We start from the raw sequence: 15,825 nt of genomic DNA on the forward strand, positions 1-15,825 counted from the left end.
GTCCCGACGTGACGCCCATGGAAGCACAGCTGGCGGCGATCTGCCAGACCCTACCCCGGTACCGTCACTCCACGGCCCGCGAGAAGCCGCTCGATGACCTGGGCCACCCCGTCCTCGGTGTTGGCGGGGGCGATCTCGTCGGCGGACTCCCGAACCTCCGCCTGAGCATTCGCGACGGCGACGCCGTGCCCGGCCCAGGTCAGCATGGCGACATCGTTCAATCCGTCGCCGAACGCGACGACCTCGGTGCGATCGATCTCGAGCTCCGCGCAGAGCCGCGCCAGTCCGGTGCCCTTGGTGACCCCCTCGGCCATCACCTCGAGGAACGGGGCGCCGGAGAGCGTGGCCTCGAACCCCGTCACGCCGAGTTCGCGAACCGCGTCGAGCAGTGCGGCGGGGGAGAGTTCGGGGTGCCGCACCACGAGCTTCAGGCTCGGCTCGGAGAGGACCTCCTCGAGCGCCATCAGATCCATCGTCGACGGGTCCCGTTTATGGTCGGAGAACTGGGCGAGTGCCGCGTATCCGTGTTCGGCGACGAATCCTTCGCCGTCTCCGCGCACACTGGCGTAGTGCAGTCCGGGAATCCGTGCGTTCAAGGTCTGCGCGAACCGCTGCAGCACCTCTGCCGGGGTCTCCTGCGCGAAGAGCACCTCTCCGGAGACGAGATGGATGCCGAGCGAGCCGTTGCCGCACAGGGCCCACTCGTCGAAACCGCTCTCCTCCGCAAGTGCGCGCAAGCCGATCGGCTGCCGCGCGGTGACGGGGACCACCGCGATTCCCGCGGCGCGAGCCGCATCGAGCGCCGCACGCGTGCGCGGGGAGACCCGGCCGTCTCCGTCGAGGAGGGTGTGATCGAGGTCGGTCGCGATGAGGCGGAGTGAGGTGCCAGTACCCATGACCTCCAGCCTATGGGCCCGCGGTCGTGCCGCGCTCGGCGTGCGCCGCCGACTGCAGCAGGCGCACGAGTTCATCGAGCCAGGAACCCACGTGCTCGCGCGCTTCCCGTGTGTCGGGATATCTGCACCTCAGGTGCAGGCCCGACTCGTCCAGGATGAACCACAGCATGACGCCGTCGGTACGGATCGTGGCGCCGACGTACTGCGCCTCGAGGGATGTCGCGTCGATGCGCACCGGGAGGCGTCTCAAGTCGAGCCAGGAGATCGCGAACATGCCGGGCGCCTCGGGCATGCCGCCCCACGGTTCCAAGACTTCCTCAAGCGGCCAGGACCCGAGGCGGACGGCTTCGCGCACCGCGGCCGCGCACGCCGCGGGATCCGGATCCGCAGATTCGAGCACCGAGTTCGTGATGAACCAGCCGACGGAGGCGTACCAGGTGTCGTCGAAGCGACTGTGGACGGGGAATACCGCGCGCAGCGGTAGCGCCGCGAGATCGCGGGTCGCGGTGGTCATCGCCGAAACGGCGAGGGAGAGCGTGGAGACGCCGAAACCGCGCGCCCGCTCGGCGAACGCGTCGCTGTCGGCGACATCGAAGACGTCGCGCACCTCGACGCGTTCGGGCTGGGCACCACCGGAGCCGAGCGGCAGGGGGAACCGGGGCATCACGCCGCCGCTCCCGTCGATCACCTCGGCCCATCGCTGCCGCACCTCGGGCGGTGCAGCGTCGTGGCCGCGGAGCACGAGGGTGTGCTCTGCGAACGCGGCTGCCTCCGGAAGCTCGGCAACGGTACCGGAGCGGGCGGCCTCGAGAGCCGCCAGGAAGTCTCGAGCGATGACCAGCATGGACCACATGTCGACGTGGGCGTGATCGGCACCGATCACGATGGTCGGTCCTGCCGCGGTCTCGAGTACGCACAGGCGATGCGACGGACGGTCGAACGGGGCGCAGTGCCGATCGAGGACATCGCGAACGGCGTCGTTGACCGCCTGACCCGGCGCGATCGTGTGCTCGACCCATGCCCCTGGCCGCACCTCGACCTCGTGCAACCGGGGTTCCCCGTCGGCGCCCGGAATGAAGACGGAGCGGAGTGTGCCGTGCCGTTCGATGACCGCGAGCCATGCGGTTGCGAGCAGATCCCTGGGCAGAGGTTCACGCAGCCTGAACGACAGTGCCATCCAGGAGCCGGGTCGATCTCCGTCGCGCAGGTGTCGCCGCTGATCGAACGAGATCGGCAGTTCGCGGCCGGGCCGGGACAGGGTAACGTCATACCCGAGCAGCCTCCCGAAGGGGAGACGCAGGTGCGCAACGTTGGTCAACCGCATGGCGGTACTCTATCCCCTGTGGAGGCCGCGAGCGTTGCGGATCTTCCCGGTGAACACAAGGAGTGCCGATGCCGACCTTTGCCGTTCCAGGTGCCGAACTGGAGGTGGAGCTCAGCGACGAGGGCGGCCGCCCCGTGGTCCAGCTGCACGGATTGACCTCGAGTCGCTACCGCGACCGGGTGCTCGATCTCGATCTGGGGCGCGGTCTGAGCGGGACACGGCTGCTGCGGTACGACGCCCGCGGGCACGGACACTCGTCAGGACGGGCGGTTCCCGACGACTACACCTGGCCCCACCTCGCCGAGGATCTGCTGCGGGTGCTCGACCACTGGTTCCCCGGTGAGCAGGTGCACGGAGTCGGGCCGTCGATGGGGTGCGCGACCCTCCTCCACGCGGCCGTGCGAGAGCCTGACCGCTTCAGCGGCTTCACGCTGCTGCTGCCGCCGACCGCGTGGGAATCACGGGCCGCTCGCGCCGCAGAGTACGAGCGGTCGGCAGCCTACATCGAAGCGCACAGTCTCGAGAGCTGGGTGCAGTCGGGACGGGACGCACCCGAACCGCCTGCGACGATCGGACACCCTGAGACCTGGCCGGAGGTTCCGGAACGCACCCTCCCATCGATTCTGAGAGGCGCCGCGGCGAGCGATCTGCCGGCGCCGGCGCGCATCGCCGGACTCACCATCCCGACGACGGTCCTCGCCTGGAGCGGAGACGCCGCGCACCCGGTGTCGACAGCCGAGCGGCTCGCCCAGCTGATCCCTGGCGCGACTCTCTCCGTCGCCCACACGCCGGAAGATGTCTCGTCGTGGCCCCAGGTGTTGGCCGACGATGTGGCTCGCGCCTCGACTCGGGGGGCGTCTTCCGGAACTCAGCCTCGTGTGACGTCAGTCTGTTGATTCACGAGCGCTGTCGTCGATGGTCGACAGCGGCGCACCGACCCGGTACTGGGCGCCACGATGATCCTCGGGAAGTCGGTCGCCCGCGCCGAAGAGCTTCTGCCGGAGCGTGCCCTCGGCGTACTCGGTGGGGTAGACGCCGCGTCGCTGGAGTTCGGGCACGACGTACTCGACGACATCCTCGAATGTGCCAGGCGTCACCGCGTATGCGAGGTTGAATCCGTCGACTCCCGTCTCGGCAACGATCCGTTCGAGCTCATCCGCGACGGTCGAAGCCGAGCCCACCACGGTTGCTCCAAGACCGGCGATGCCGTTCCGCTCCACCATGTCCCGGATCGTCCAGGCACGACCCTCTGGGTTGTCCGCCTGGAATGCCGCGACGGTCGACTGGATCGCGTTGCTCCGCACGTTTCCGAGCGGCTCGTCGAGGTCGTACTGGGAGAGGTCGATCCCCATCCATCCCGAGAGGAACGTCAACGCACCCTCGGGGCTGACGTACGACAGGTAGTCCTGGTGCTTCGCCCGAGCGAGCTCGTCGGTCTCGTCGACGATGATCGTGAGGAGGAGGTAGATTTTCGCGGCTTCAGGGGAGCGACCCGCGTCGGCCAGTGCTGATCTGATTGCGTCGACGCTCGCTCGGGCGACCGCGTTCGTCGGGGAGGCGATGAAGATCGCCTCCGCATTCTGAGCGGCGAATCGAATCCCGCGGCTCGAGGCGCCCGCCTGGAAGACCAGCGGCGTGCGTTGCGGCGATGGTTCGGAGAGATGGATTCCCGGCACGGCGAAGTGCGTGCCCCGGTGGCCGATGTGGTGCACCTTGTCGGGATCGGCGAAGATGCCGCGCTCGCGATCGCGAAGCACTGCACCGTCCTCCCAAGACCCCTCGAGCAGTTTGTAGACGACCTCGAGATACTCGTCTGCGTGCTCGTAGCGCTGATCGTGCTCCATCTGGTCGTGCTGACCGAGGTTGCGCGCTGCCGAGGGGAGATAGCCGGTCACGACGTTCCAGCCCACGCGGCCCTTCGTCAGGTGGTCGAGGGTGGAAAGCCGACGCGCGAAGGGGACGGGGTGCTCGTAGGCGGTTCCCGCCGTGATCCCGAAGCCCACATGCTCCGTCACCGCGGCCATCACCGCAGCGAGCTGGACTGGATCGTTGACCGGGACCTGTGCACCGTTCCGAATCGCCGCGACGTCGTTCCCTCCGAAGACATCGTAGGTGCCGAGTACGTCGGCGATGAAGATGCTATCGAACAGTCCACGCTCGGCCACCCGGGCCAGGTGGGTCCAGTACTCGATGTCCTTGTACTGCCACGCACGGTCGTCTGGATGGCGCCAGAGGCCTGAACTCTGGTGGGCCACGCAGTTCATGTCGAAGGCGTTGAGCCTGATGTGCTGGCGGGACGGTGCCGTTGAGGATGCTGGCATGAACGGAGCTCCTTCGGAGTGGGACAGCGCCGTTCACCACGGCCCGTGCATCCGAACCTACTCATCCTTCGCGCGAAGGGCATTCTCCTGCGATCAGTGTTGCGTCGTGTGACGGACAGGCGTCGAGCCCGCTAGATAGTCATGGTTCCTGATTCGAGGCGTTGCTTCACTCCTGAGAGGAATCGTCCGGCGTCCGCGCCATCGATGATGCGGTGGTCGTAGCTCAGCGAGAGGAACATCAGATCGCGGGGCTCGATGCGCTCGTTCCCGTCGGAACCGATGACGACCGCGGGTCGGCGCGCGAGCGATCCGATGCCGAGGATGGCGGACTGCGGCTGGTTGATGATCGGGGTGTCGAGGAGCGTGCCGACGGACCCGTAGTTGGTGACGGTGAAGGTGCCACCCGACAGCTCCTCCGCGCCGATCTTGCCCAGGCGACAGCGCGCGGCCAAGTCGGCAGTGCGGTGCGCGATCTCAGTGACGGAGAGGGCGCCGGCGTCTGCGATTACGGGGACGAGAAGCCCGCGGGGGGTGTCTACGGCGACACCGATGTGTTGGGCCCCAGGATGACGGATGAGGCGAGCTTCACTGTCGAACCTCGCGTTGATCCTCGGAAACTCCTGCAGGCATTCGATCGCCGCGCGGATGATGAAGGGCAGCGGGCTCAGGCCGATGCCCTCGCGGTCGCGGAACCCCTCCTTCTCCGCCGCTCGGTAGACCTGTAGCTCGGTGAGATCGACTTCTACGGTCGCGGTGAGCTGCGCGGATTCATGCAGCGAACTCATCATGCGTTCAGCGATCGTGGCGCGCATCCGCGAGATCTTCTCGGTGGTCTCGTGCGATTCACCGGGCTCCGCTCCGGTAGCGGTGACGGGTGGCTGAGCGCTTGTGGTGGACGTCATTGTGGCACGATCTCCAGTGATCCAGGGCTGCAGAGCGCGCCGCGCGCTCTGGTAGAACCAAGGTAGCATCCTCGGTGACCCCTTCATCACCCTCGCGAAAGGCCGAAGATGCTCGAGATCGCACTCCTCGTTGCTCCGCTGTTCGTACTGCTCGGGATCGGCATGGCTGCCGGCTTCGCGCAGCGCTTCCGGAGTGCGCAGGCGGGACTCAATGCCTTCGTGTTCAACTTCGCGCTTCCGGCGTTCATTCTTATGGCTCTCGCCGAAGCCCCAGTCTCGGACGGTGTGCCATTCGTCTTCGTGGTGGCGTCGTTCGTCGTCCCTGGCTTGCTGGCGTTCGCGGTCGGAGGGGCTACCCGGCTCAGATCCAGGGTGCGGGGGCGGAGGGTGGACGCGCGAGGTCGGGATGCCCAGGAGACGGCTGTGGCGCCAGGGCCTGTGGCGATCGCTTCGACATACGGCAACGTCGGATACCTCGGCGTCCCCATCGTCCTGAGCGTGGTCGGCCCGCAGGCGGCGCTCGCGGCGGCGCTCGGGCAACTGCTGCACAACGTGCTGTTCATGGTCGGCTACCCGCTGCTCAAAGCGCTCCAGCAGCGACATCGGGGAGCCGGGAGCGAGTCCAGGACCGGGCTGGTGGCACTGGTCTGGCGGGTCTTCACGCGGGCAGTGCTCGTGAATCCCGTCATGATCTCCGTCGTGCTCGGTCTGATCCTGGGGGCGCTCCCGGTGACGATGCCTGAGGTGTTCAGGCAGAGCCTCGGTATGCTCGGCCAGGCGGCGGTGCCCGCGGCGATGTTCGCGGTCGGGCTGTCGATCAAACCGGCGTTTGAAGGGATGCGCTCCGGCGCTGTGCCCGTGCCCGCTGTGCTGCTAGCGTCCTCGGTCAAGCTCGTGGTGCTCCCGGCCGTGACGATTCTCGTGCTGCTGGTGTTCGGTGCGAATCTCGGTCCGTCGTGGATCGCCGCGGCTGTGATCATGGCAGCGATGCCGGTGTCTTCGACCGCGAGCATTCTCGTGTTCGAGTATGACGGCGACGCGCGAGTGACGAGCGCGACGACACTCGTGACGAGTGTCGTCGCAGTGATTACGATTCCCCTCGCCATTCTCGCTACCCCTGCATAAAGATCACAGTTAGGTAACGAAATATCTCACAGAAAAGCCTGATCAGGGGCGCTAAGCCCTCACCTTTGCACCCCTGGTCCAACCAGTAAGCGGGGATGCGCTGGTGGGCGAGGTTGTCTGGTTCTACCAGAGTGTGCATACTGATCCGAGGCGTTCGCTCTGAAACGCGGCGGAAACATGAATCGGGACCGTATCGGGACCCGGATCACCGCTTCACCTGGCCGTACACAACCCGTTCGACCAGTTCACACGTCTCAAGGAGGAGATGGACTTGAAGAAGAAGATGACTCTCGTCGCAGCAGCGTTCGCCGCATCGGCTCTGACGCTCACCGCGTGCGGTGGGGGAGCCGGAGACGGGGCCAGCGCGGAGGGTGAAACCTACAGCTGGGACATGACGATTACGGTGTCCGAGACCTCGACCTGGTGGGCGGGCGCTGAGAAATTCGCCGAACTTCTCGATGAGAAGTCGGACGGTCGCATGACGGTGAACCTCTTCGCGAACGAGCAGCTCTCCGGTGGGGACCCTGCAGCGGGCGTCGAGATGCTGGCGAACGGCGATAAGGCCTTCTCGTACAACTCGCCGATCATCTACTCGGGCATCGACTCGCGCTTCTCCGCAATCACCGCACCGTTCCTCTACGCCGATTACGAGGAGGCTGACGCAGCCATCGCCGATGGCGGTGCCGAGGCATACATGGGCCTCACCGAGGACATGGGCATCAAGATGCTCGGCTTCGGCGAGTCCGGCTTCCGCCAGATCACCAACAGCAAGAAGGAGATCACCGAGCCGGGCGACATTCCCGGACTGAAGGTGCGCGTCGCCGGCTCCGACCTGTTCCTCGACATCTATCAGGAACTCGGCGCCGACCCCGTCTCGATGAACTTCGCCGAGGTCTTCACCTCGCTCCAGAACGGCACCATCGACGGTCAGGAGAACCCGTTCGACGTCATCTATTCGAACGGTCTCATGGAGGTGCAGGACTACCTGACGGTGTGGAACTACGTCTACGATCCGCTGATCCTCGGCATGAACCTCGAAATGTACGAGGCGCTGAGCGATGAGGATCAGGCGATCGTCGACGAGGCAGCCGCCGAGGCCAACGAGTACCAGATCAATCTCAGCCGCGAGAACGAGGCGACGCAGCTCGCCGAGATGGAGGAGGAGATGACGGTGACGACCCTCGACGCCGACCAGCTCCAGGCCTTCCGCGAAGCGATGCAGCCGGTCTACGACAGCTACGAGAGCAAGTGGACCGCCGAGATCGCCGACGCGGTCAAGGCTCCCTAACAGTCCATGACGATGGGGCGGACCGGTCCCGGTCCGCCCCGTTGAAAGGCTCGACTCCTCATGCTTGATCTCATCCTGCGCCGCCTGGAAAACACGATCATCGCGCTCACCTTCCTCTTCATCACGCTCTTGGCCTTCGCCAACGTGGTGGCGCGCTATGTGTTCCACGCCTCGTTCTCCTTCACCACAGAACTCGTTATCAACCTCGCAGTGCTGCTGACGATGGTCGGCGCCTCCGCGGCGACGCGACTCGGCACGCACCCCAGCTTCAGTCTGCTCAGAGACTCGACACGTGGCGTCCTCCACAAGTTCGTCATCGTCATCGTCTGCGCGGCGATGCTCACGTTCTACGCCGTCTTCCTCTGGCTCGGGTGGGACACCGCCATGAACCAGCTGCAGTCCGGCCGGCTCACCCCCGCACTGCAGATCCCGCAGTGGATCCTCACGATGGGGCTCCCGGTCGGGGCACTTCTCGGCACCATTCGCACCATCCAGGTCGCGGTGATCGAACTCCGCGGCGGAGAGGGCTTCCAGGGCGAGGAGGCCGAGGCGCTCGCCGCGGCCGCAGCGCTGGAGGCCGATGCCCGAGCTGCCGACACCGCAGCCGCGACCCCGAAGGGAGCAGACCGCTCATGATTGAACTCGTGCTCTTCGGTACGTTCGCCGTCTGCCTGTTCATCGGCGTTCCGATCGCGATGTCGATGGGACTCGCGGCGTTCGCGACAATCACATTCACCGGTGGCGTGAAAGCGCTCGCCCCCGCCTCGGCGATTCTGTACGCCGGCATGTCCTCGGAGACCTTGCTCGCCATCCCCTTCTTCATTCTGGCCGGCGTCATCATGGAGCTCACGGGCATTTCTCGACGCCTGGTCGAGTTCGCCGATGCCTGCTTCGGCCACATGCGCAACGGCATCGCGCTCACCGCGATCCTGACCGCACTGCTCTTCTCTTCGATCTCCGGTTCCGGTCCGGCGACGGTCGCGGCGATCGGCGGCATCCTGATCCCGGCGCTCGTCAAGCACGGCTACAGCAAGCGTCATGCTGCGTCGCTCGTGGCGACATCCGGCGAGCTGGGTATCATCCTTCCCCCGAGCATCGCGTACATCGTGTTCGCCGTCGTCGCAGCGGACTATGCGGGGCCAGGGGTCGACCGCGTCACCATCGGCCGGCTCTTCATGGCGGGCGTCGTTCCCGGCCTGATCCTGGTCGTCGTTCTCTACTTCGTCGCACGGTTCCTGCCGCGCGATATGGAGATCGCCAAGGCGAACGCGACCGCGCATCTGAGTCAAGCGATGGGCAAGAACCGTCGCGTTCCCGAGGCGACGGTCACCGCGACCGGCGCCGTCGCCCGAACGGGTGACAACACGGGACTCCTGACACTCGAAGAGGTCACACCCGAGAACGCCGTGTCGGGTGGCGGCATTGGCATGCGCTCCACACGCGCACCCGCCTCCGTCGTTGCCAAGGCGTTCGGGCGAGCGGTACCCGGCCTGCTGGTGCCGGTCATCATTCTCGGTGGCATCTACGGCGGCATCTTCACCCCAACGGAGTCGGCTGCGGTCGCGTCAGTGTACGCACTCGTCTTCGGCCTGGTGACGCGCGACCTCAAGCTTGGCGCGATGTTCAAAATCTTCACCACCGCGGGAGTCATGTCGGGCAGGATCATGCTGATCATCGCGTCGGCAACGCTGTTCGCCTACGTGATCACCAGGAATCAGATCGCCGGCGATATCGCCGACTGGATGCTGAGCCTCACGGGCAGCATGGTGGCACTCGTTCTCATCATCAACCTGGCGCTGCTCATCGCAGGTATGTTCATGGATGCGATCTCCGCGTTCTACCTCTTCATCCCGCTCTTCGTCCCGGTGCTGCTCGAACTCGGTATGGATCTGTCGACGATCGGCGTCATGATGACGATGAACCTCGCGATCGGCCTCATCACACCACCGGTCGGCATCGACCTCTTCGTGGCGGCGAGCATTGCGAAGATCTCGTTCTTCGAAGCGGTGAAGGGAATTCTGCCCTTCCTCGCAACCGGCATCGGCGTGCTCATGCTCGTCACGTTCATCCCGGCACTCAGCAACTGGCTGCCCGACCTGCTCGGCCTGTGAGCCGAAGAGAAGGAATCACTCATGTCACAGGAGCTCACCGGCAAGGTCAGCGTAGTCACCGGGGCATCCGGTGGAATTGGCGCGGCGATTGCACATGAACTCGCCTCCCGAGGGTCCGATGTGCTCATCATTGATGTCGCAAATGGTGCACAGGCGGTGCACGACATTACCGAGGCGACCGGAGGCGCGGTTCGTGTGCGGAGCGCGCAAGTCGACATCCGCGACCGCGCGGCGGTTCGCGCGTGCATCGATGAAGTTGTTGCCGACTGGGGCTCACTGGATGTGCTGGTCAACAACGCCGGTACCGCCGGGCGCCTGAGTCTCGAGGAGATGACGGACGAGATCTGGGAGCGGGACATCCAGACCAACCTGACTGGCACCTTTTTGATGACGCAGGCAGCGGTCTATCCGCACATGAGCCGCGCCGGATCCGGTGCGATCATCAACGTGAGCTCGATCTCGGGCATCATTGGCGGCGCCAATTCCGGCGGGGAGGGCGCCGCTGCCCGAACCGGTCCCGCGTATGCAGCGTCGAAAGGCGGGGTGATCGCCTTCACCCGCTGGGTCGCGAAGGAGGTCGGCCCCCTCGGCATCACCTGCAACACTGTGGCGCCCGGACCGGTGGAGACGCCGATGACCCGGGGGGTTCCGTACCCCGTCGACGCCCAGCCCATCAAGCGGATCGGTCAGCCCGAGGACATCGCCTCGGCGGTCGCGTTCCTGGCGTCGTCCGGCGCCACCTACATCACCGGAGAAACCCTCAAGGTCTGCGGAGGTACGGCGATCGGCTGAGCACACTACACCTGATTCCTCCCTGCCGCGCTCCATACCCGGAGCCATCCGGCACGAGACCCACCACCGTCTCGGGGAGTCCACCTCTCACGTCACAAGCTGAATGGAGGACCCGATGCAACCACTCGTTCACCCGGGACCCAGAACCGAACATCGCATCATTTCGGTGCCGGTGCGCACGCGCAGCGTCGTGTGCGAGCTCGAGCCAGGCACCCCGCTCGTCGACCAGCTCCACGGGGCGCTCGCCGACCTCGGCGCCGACAGCGGGTATGCCGAGCTGAGCGGTGGCGACTACGCGCCGCTGAGATACTGCGTGCCAGACGTTGCGACGGCCGAGAAGGCGCTGAGCTTCTCGGAGACCCGCGGGCGGGCGGTCGCGCATCTCGTGTACGGCTCCGTCACCCTGGGGCTCCGTGACGGCGAACGCTTTATGCACAGCCACTGCTGCTGGCAAGAGCCCGGAGGCGCGCTCGAGGGTGGCCACCTCTGGCTCGAGACCGAGACCGGTGCGCCGCCGTTCGCACTCGTGACGGCGGTCTACGGGGCGCAGTGGACGAGTGCAACGGACCCGGAGACCCTCATGCCGGTATTTACCCCCACCGAACGGAGCGCACTCATGGGCGAGCAGCAGAATCACGACCAACAGACCCTCGACGCACCCGACACCGTCGTCGCGCGAGTACTGCCGAATGAGGACATCACCAACGCGGTGCTGGCCGTGTGCCGAGAATACGGCTTCACCCGTGCGGCAGTGCGGGCGGGCCTCGGCAGCTTCGCGGGTGCCACCTTCGTCGACCGCGCGTCGGGTGAGTCCCGGTTCGTCGACGGTCCGGCGACCGAAGTCATCGCGCTCATCGGCGATGTTCGTACCGTCGACGGTGAACTCACGGTGCGCCTCAGCAGCACGCTCGTCGACCGGCACGGCGTGATCCACGCCGGCGAGCTTGTCGCCGGTGAGAATCTCGTCGCCGCGACCTTCGAACTTACGGTGCAGCGCCTGGATTGAGCACGCGCCCCACCCCTTTCCGCCCCGTCAGGGGATCACCACCCACCGACATCACCATCCACATCACAAGGAGTACCAACATGGACGTCACCCTCAGCCAGGACCTCATCGGCGAAGAGACCGAAGCCGACATGGGGGAGTGGCTCGTCGAAGACGGCGCCACGGTCACCGAAGGCCAGGTCATCGGCTCGATCGAGACCTCGAAGCTGGTCAACGAGCTCGTGGCCCCCGCCGCGGGTGTCATCGCGCTGAAGAAGGAGCCGGGCGACCTCGTCGAGCTCGACGAGACGCTCGCGACGATTGCATAGGAGGCGACATGACTGACTATCAGGCAACCGAGCACGGCCTCACCGGACTGCGCTTGATGGCGAAGATCCGGGAGTTCGAACGGCGAATGCCGCTGCTCTCCGAGGAAGGGCTCATCCGCGGATCCACGCACCCCTCACTCGGTATGGAAGCGATCGCGGTCGGGGTGTCGCTTGCGCTGACCGACGCTGACGCAATCGCGAGTACCCACCGCGGACACGCGCATACCCTCGCCAAGGGTGCCGACTTCGGCCGGACTATGGCTGAGATCCTGGGTCGTGCCACCGGCTACTGCGGCGGGAAGGGCGGATCGATGCACATCGGCGCGAAGGAGATCGGCGTGCTCGGCACGAACGGGATCGTCGGCGCCGGCATCGGACTTGCCACCGGAGCGGCGCTCGCGTCGAAGCAGCTCGGTGACGGTACCGTCGCTGTCTCGTACTTCGGCGACGGGGCGTCGAACCAGGGCGTGCTCGCCGAGGCCTTCAACCTCGCCGCTATCTGGAAGCTGCCCGTCATCTTCGTTCTGGAGAACAACCACTACGCGCAGTCGGCGTCGATCGACGACATGGTGGCGCAGCCCGATTTGAGCCGACGCGGCGAGGCCTACGGCGTGCCGTCGGTGAACGCGAACGGCATGGATCTCGAGGAAGTGTACCGTGTGGCGAGCGAGGCCGTGGCGCGGGCCCGCGCGGGCGAAGGCCCCTCGTTCCTCGTGCTCGACACGTACCGGTACCTCGGACACATGGCTGGAGACACAGAGATCTATCGCAGTGCCGATGAAGTCGAGGAGGCGCGGGGCAACGACCCCATCGCGAAGCTGCTCGCGCGACTCATCGAGCAGGGAGTGCTCACCGAAGAGGAGTGGGAGCGCACCGCGGCAACGGTCGTCGAAGAGGTCGAAGCGGCCGAGCAGTTCGCTCGCGAGTCGCCCTATCCGGAGGTCGCGGAGGCCTTCACCGATGTGTACGCGAAGGGAGCCGTCGCATGAATGCGCAGACGAAGGACATGGTGACGTGGCGCGCACTGAACGCCGCCATGCACGAGATCATGGAATCGACGCCCGAAGCTTTCGTGCTGGGTGAGGACATCACCACTTGGGGCACGGGCGGCGGCACCTACGGTGTGACCCGCGGACTGCTCAAGAAGTTCGGTCGCGAGCGCGTCATGGACACGCCGATCAGCGAGGAAGTACTGCTGTCCGCCGTGTCGGCTGCCGCTGCGCGAGGGACCCGGCCGATTCTCGAGATCATGTATTCCGACTTCGCCTTCCTCGGGTTCGATGGCATCATCAACCAGGCGGCGAAGGCCCGGTACATGTTCGGTGGGCAGTTCGACACCCCGCTCGTGATTCGCAGCAATGGTGGTTCGGGCATCGGCAAGGCGGCTCAGCACTCGCAGTCGCTTGAGACCTTGTTCGCGCACATTCCCGGGCTCGAGGTCGTCGTGCCAGGCACACCGGGCGATGCCTACGGTCTGCTGCGAACAGCTGCGGCGTCTGACAACCCGACGATCTTCCTGGAACACAAGAATCAGTACTACGACCGGGGGCCGGTCTCGTTCGAGCCGATCCCGTTCGGGCAGGCGCGCATCGCGCGCGAGGGTACCCATGCGACGATCGTCGCGACGCAGCAGATCCTCGCATACGCTCTGCAGGCGGCCGACGAACTGGCTGCAGAAGGGATCGAAGTCGAGATCGTCGATCCGCGCACCCTGTACCCGTTCGACATGGAGTCGGTCTACGCGTCGGTGGGGAAGACTCGCCACCTCGTGGTCGGTCACGAGGCCGTGCGCGACTACGGCTGGGGTGCCGAGTTCGTCGCCCAGACGGTCGAGGCCGCGTGGGACAAACTCGATGCCGCACCGGTGCGCGTGGGCGGTGCGCGCACGCCGATCCCATACGCGCAGGTGCTCGAAGAGGCGGTCATCCCATCGCCTGCGGACCTCGTCGCCGCGGTGAAGCGGACGCTCGCGTAACTGATTCGAGAGGGAGGGGCGTCGTGGACGCCCCTCCCTCTCTGCTTGATAGACAGGATGGGAAATGAGAAGACTCGAGAACAAGACGTGCCTCATTATCGGCGGTGGTTCGATCGGCGGGGAGATCACCAACGGGTTGGCCGCCGCGATCACCTATGCGCGCGAGGGTGCCGACGTGGTCATCGTAGATTTGACCGATGAGGCCGTGACCGATGCGCTGGTGCGCGTCCGCCTCGAGTGCGCAGAACACGATGCTTCTCCGCAGCTGCTCGGGATCGTGGGGGATGCCACCGACGAAGCCTCGATGCGGGACGCGGTCGCTCAGACGATCGAGCGCTTCGGAAAGATCGACGTACTGCACAATAATGTCGGCATCGCCCGGATGGGCGGGCCGATCGAACAATCGCTCGAAGAGTGGCGGCAGGTGTTGAACGTTAACCTCACCAGCATGTTCATCACGTGTAAGCATGTGCTGCCCCACATGCTCGAACGCCGAAGCGGCAGCATCGTGAACATCGGTTCGGTTGGAGGCATGCGCTACATCGGATACAACTATCCGAGCTACTCGGCGACGAAGGGTGCCGTCGCGCAGTTCACGCAGAATCTTGCGATCGAATACGCCGCTCAGGGAATTCGCGCCAACACTGTTGCGCCGGGGTACATTGATTCCCCCATGATCTACCGTCAGATCAGCGATGCGTACGACACCGTAGAAGAGATGGTAGCGGCGCGTGATGCACTGTCACCGACGGGGAAGATGGGAGACTCGTTCGACGTGGCGAATGCCGCGCTCTTCCTGGCATCTGATGAGGCCCGGTACATCAACGGGGTCTGCCTGCCCGTCGATGGCGGGCTCGTGCAGAGTGTCGTCACCGCACCGATGAAGTGAGCGCACGGTTTCCCTGCTCAGGTCGACGTATCTGAAGCGGCGAGTCGTTCGCGCTCGCGCAACTCGTGGAGCCATGCGAAGTGAGCGTCGATTGCCCGAGTCGCGCCGCCCTCGTCCCGCGCCTCGACGGCTGCGAGAACGGCGCCGTGCACCGTACGCATCGTCTCGAAATCTTGCTCCAGTGTGAGGTGGCGGAGAGTGCCGTGCAGCACGGCACTGAGCATCTGGGAAAAGAAGAGCAGCGCTGGGGAGTCTGAGGCAGCAAAGAGTGCCTGATGGAACATCATGTCGGCGGCGAGGAGTTCTCTTCCGTCCTCTGTTCGGTTCATCGCCTCGTTACTCTTGCGCAACTCGGCCAGATGCGCTTCTGTCGCGTTGGCGCACGCCTCGATGGCCGCTTGACGCTCGAGCGCGTGCCGCATGGAGATGAGTGATTCGACTGTGATCTGCTCGAGCATGAGCCCGAGGACCAGGCCACTTCCGGCCTGCTCCGCCTGCATGCCCGAGTAGAAAGTTCCGAGCCGCTCCTTCCGCGTGAGAATCCCCATCGACTCGAGTTTTCCAATGCGGTCGCGTAGCGTGTTCCGGCTGATATTGAGTTGCTGCGTCAATTCCCGCTCGCTCGGGAGACGGTCGCCTGGTGACATTTCGCCGAGAAGACCGACCAACGCGACGAGTGCCGCGTCATCGAGCATGCTCGCGTAGAACTGATGGTTCTTCAACGAAACGCTCGGAGAGAATGGCGGAAGGCCGAGAGGCTTCATGCGGAGATCCTCCCGACTCAAAGCGAATTCCAACAGGTGCGGCGTCTAAAGCGATCATATTCCACACCGACAGAAATATTTCTGAACCCGGTTCAGTTGTGACAGTGGCTCTCGCGTTGATCGG

General features: G+C 65.4%; 16 protein-coding genes. 11 read left to right on the plus strand and 5 right to left on the minus strand.

From position 1 onward, the window contains the following. Positions 1 to 50 precede the first annotated feature (50 nt). Both K8P10_RS04630 and K8P10_RS04635 read right to left on the minus strand, forming a co-directional pair. Positions 51 to 896 (minus strand): HAD family hydrolase, encoded by an 846-nt coding sequence (locus K8P10_RS04630; RefSeq protein WP_224780633.1) that lies wholly within the window; start codon positions 894 to 896, stop codon positions 51 to 53. Positions 897 to 906: 10 nt separating this feature from the next. Further along, positions 907 to 2,220 (minus strand): condensation domain-containing protein, encoded by a 1,314-nt coding sequence (locus K8P10_RS04635; RefSeq protein WP_224780634.1) that lies wholly within the window; start codon positions 2,218 to 2,220, stop codon positions 907 to 909. A 68-nt stretch (positions 2,221 to 2,288) separates the two neighbouring features. Here K8P10_RS04635 and K8P10_RS04640 point away from each other — a divergent pair, with 68 nt between their 5' ends. After that, positions 2,289 to 3,116 carry an alpha/beta fold hydrolase gene (locus K8P10_RS04640; RefSeq protein ID WP_224780635.1) on the plus strand — a complete coding sequence of 276 codons (828 nt, stop codon included), beginning with the start codon at positions 2,289 to 2,291 and terminating at the stop codon, positions 3,114 to 3,116. On the opposite strand, the gene K8P10_RS04645 is transcribed toward K8P10_RS04640, so the two are convergent. Then, entirely contained in the window at positions 3,105 to 4,541 is a 1,437-nt protein-coding gene (locus tag K8P10_RS04645; protein ID WP_224780636.1) for an LLM class flavin-dependent oxidoreductase, read from the minus strand. The genes K8P10_RS04640 and K8P10_RS04645 overlap by 12 nt on opposite strands. A gap of 131 nt (positions 4,542 to 4,672) precedes the next feature. Then, positions 4,673 to 5,443, minus strand: coding sequence for a dihydrolipoamide acetyltransferase family protein (locus tag K8P10_RS04650; RefSeq protein WP_224780637.1), 771 nt, complete (start codon positions 5,441 to 5,443; stop codon positions 4,673 to 4,675). Positions 5,444 to 5,551: 108 nt separating this feature from the next. Here K8P10_RS04650 and K8P10_RS04655 point away from each other — a divergent pair, with 108 nt between their 5' ends. The 10 genes from K8P10_RS04655 (at position 5,552) to K8P10_RS04700 (ending at position 14,937) form a co-directional block, all read left to right on the plus strand. Then, positions 5,552 to 6,568, plus strand: a complete 1,017-nt coding sequence (locus K8P10_RS04655) for an AEC family transporter (protein ID WP_224780638.1) — start codon at positions 5,552 to 5,554, stop codon at positions 6,566 to 6,568. Positions 6,569 to 6,839: 271 nt separating this feature from the next. Next, entirely contained in the window at positions 6,840 to 7,856 is a 1,017-nt protein-coding gene (locus tag K8P10_RS04660; RefSeq protein ID WP_224780639.1) for a DctP family TRAP transporter solute-binding subunit, read from the plus strand. Positions 7,857 to 7,916: 60 nt separating this feature from the next. Further along, complete coding sequence (locus K8P10_RS04665; protein ID WP_224780640.1) at positions 7,917 to 8,492, plus strand: TRAP transporter small permease; 576 nt, start codon at positions 7,917 to 7,919, stop codon at positions 8,490 to 8,492. Then, the gene (locus tag K8P10_RS04670; protein ID WP_224780641.1) at positions 8,489 to 9,967 is read left to right on the plus strand and encodes a TRAP transporter large permease; all 1,479 of its coding nucleotides are present in this window, start codon (positions 8,489 to 8,491) and stop codon (positions 9,965 to 9,967) included. Before K8P10_RS04665 ends, K8P10_RS04670 begins: the two co-directional genes overlap by 4 nt. 21 nt (positions 9,968 to 9,988) lie before the next feature. Next, positions 9,989 to 10,759, plus strand: coding sequence for an SDR family NAD(P)-dependent oxidoreductase (locus K8P10_RS04675; RefSeq protein WP_224780642.1), 771 nt, complete (start codon positions 9,989 to 9,991; stop codon positions 10,757 to 10,759). Between the two features lie 115 nt (positions 10,760 to 10,874). Continuing rightward, positions 10,875 to 11,765 carry a PPC domain-containing DNA-binding protein gene (locus tag K8P10_RS04680; protein WP_224780643.1) on the plus strand — a complete coding sequence of 297 codons (891 nt, stop codon included), beginning with the start codon at positions 10,875 to 10,877 and terminating at the stop codon, positions 11,763 to 11,765. 80 nt (positions 11,766 to 11,845) lie between these two features. Further along, a complete protein-coding gene (locus tag K8P10_RS04685; protein ID WP_224780644.1) occupies positions 11,846 to 12,073 on the plus strand; it encodes a lipoyl domain-containing protein in 228 nt (75 codons plus the stop codon). An 8-nt stretch (positions 12,074 to 12,081) separates the two neighbouring features. After that, positions 12,082 to 13,062 carry a thiamine pyrophosphate-dependent dehydrogenase E1 component subunit alpha gene (locus tag K8P10_RS04690; protein WP_224780645.1) on the plus strand — a complete coding sequence of 327 codons (981 nt, stop codon included), beginning with the start codon at positions 12,082 to 12,084 and terminating at the stop codon, positions 13,060 to 13,062. Next, positions 13,059 to 14,048 (plus strand): alpha-ketoacid dehydrogenase subunit beta, encoded by a 990-nt coding sequence (locus tag K8P10_RS04695; RefSeq protein WP_224780646.1) that lies wholly within the window; start codon positions 13,059 to 13,061, stop codon positions 14,046 to 14,048. The genes K8P10_RS04690 and K8P10_RS04695 overlap by 4 nt, the downstream gene beginning before the upstream one ends. A 64-nt stretch (positions 14,049 to 14,112) precedes the next feature. Next, a complete protein-coding gene (locus K8P10_RS04700) occupies positions 14,113 to 14,937 on the plus strand; it encodes an SDR family NAD(P)-dependent oxidoreductase (RefSeq protein ID WP_224780647.1) in 825 nt (274 codons plus the stop codon). 17 nt (positions 14,938 to 14,954) lie between these two features. On the opposite strand, the gene K8P10_RS04705 is transcribed toward K8P10_RS04700, so the two are convergent. Next, positions 14,955 to 15,701: a FadR/GntR family transcriptional regulator gene (locus K8P10_RS04705; RefSeq protein ID WP_224780648.1), complete on the minus strand. Its 747-nt coding sequence runs from the start codon at positions 15,699 to 15,701 to the stop codon at positions 14,955 to 14,957. Positions 15,702 to 15,825 lie beyond the last annotated feature (124 nt).

Origin of the sequence: Leucobacter sp. Psy1, assembly GCF_020096995.1 — a bacterium.
GTDB lineage: Bacteria > Actinomycetota > Actinomycetes > Actinomycetales > Microbacteriaceae > Leucobacter.

Excerpts from the sequence above, each read along its gene's own strand:
- K8P10_RS04630 (WP_224780633.1), bottom strand. The coding sequence starts at position 896 with ATGGGTACTGGCACCTCACTCCGCCTCATCGCGACCGACCTCGATCAC.
- K8P10_RS04635 (WP_224780634.1), bottom strand. The coding sequence starts at position 2,220 with ATGCGGTTGACCAACGTTGCGCACCTGCGTCTCCCCTTCGGGAGGCTG.
- K8P10_RS04640 (WP_224780635.1), top strand. The coding sequence starts at position 2,289 with ATGCCGACCTTTGCCGTTCCAGGTGCCGAACTGGAGGTGGAGCTCAGC.
- K8P10_RS04645 (WP_224780636.1), bottom strand. The coding sequence starts at position 4,541 with ATGCCAGCATCCTCAACGGCACCGTCCCGCCAGCACATCAGGCTCAAC.
- K8P10_RS04650 (WP_224780637.1), bottom strand. The coding sequence starts at position 5,443 with ATGACGTCCACCACAAGCGCTCAGCCACCCGTCACCGCTACCGGAGCG.
- K8P10_RS04655 (WP_224780638.1), top strand. The coding sequence starts at position 5,552 with ATGCTCGAGATCGCACTCCTCGTTGCTCCGCTGTTCGTACTGCTCGGG.
- K8P10_RS04665 (WP_224780640.1), top strand. The coding sequence starts at position 7,917 with ATGCTTGATCTCATCCTGCGCCGCCTGGAAAACACGATCATCGCGCTC.
- K8P10_RS04670 (WP_224780641.1), top strand. The coding sequence starts at position 8,489 with ATGATTGAACTCGTGCTCTTCGGTACGTTCGCCGTCTGCCTGTTCATC.
- K8P10_RS04675 (WP_224780642.1), top strand. The coding sequence starts at position 9,989 with ATGTCACAGGAGCTCACCGGCAAGGTCAGCGTAGTCACCGGGGCATCC.
- K8P10_RS04680 (WP_224780643.1), top strand. The coding sequence starts at position 10,875 with ATGCAACCACTCGTTCACCCGGGACCCAGAACCGAACATCGCATCATT.
- K8P10_RS04685 (WP_224780644.1), top strand. The coding sequence starts at position 11,846 with ATGGACGTCACCCTCAGCCAGGACCTCATCGGCGAAGAGACCGAAGCC.
- K8P10_RS04690 (WP_224780645.1), top strand. The coding sequence starts at position 12,082 with ATGACTGACTATCAGGCAACCGAGCACGGCCTCACCGGACTGCGCTTG.
- K8P10_RS04695 (WP_224780646.1), top strand. The coding sequence starts at position 13,059 with ATGAATGCGCAGACGAAGGACATGGTGACGTGGCGCGCACTGAACGCC.
- K8P10_RS04700 (WP_224780647.1), top strand. The coding sequence starts at position 14,113 with ATGAGAAGACTCGAGAACAAGACGTGCCTCATTATCGGCGGTGGTTCG.
- K8P10_RS04705 (WP_224780648.1), bottom strand. The coding sequence starts at position 15,701 with ATGAAGCCTCTCGGCCTTCCGCCATTCTCTCCGAGCGTTTCGTTGAAG.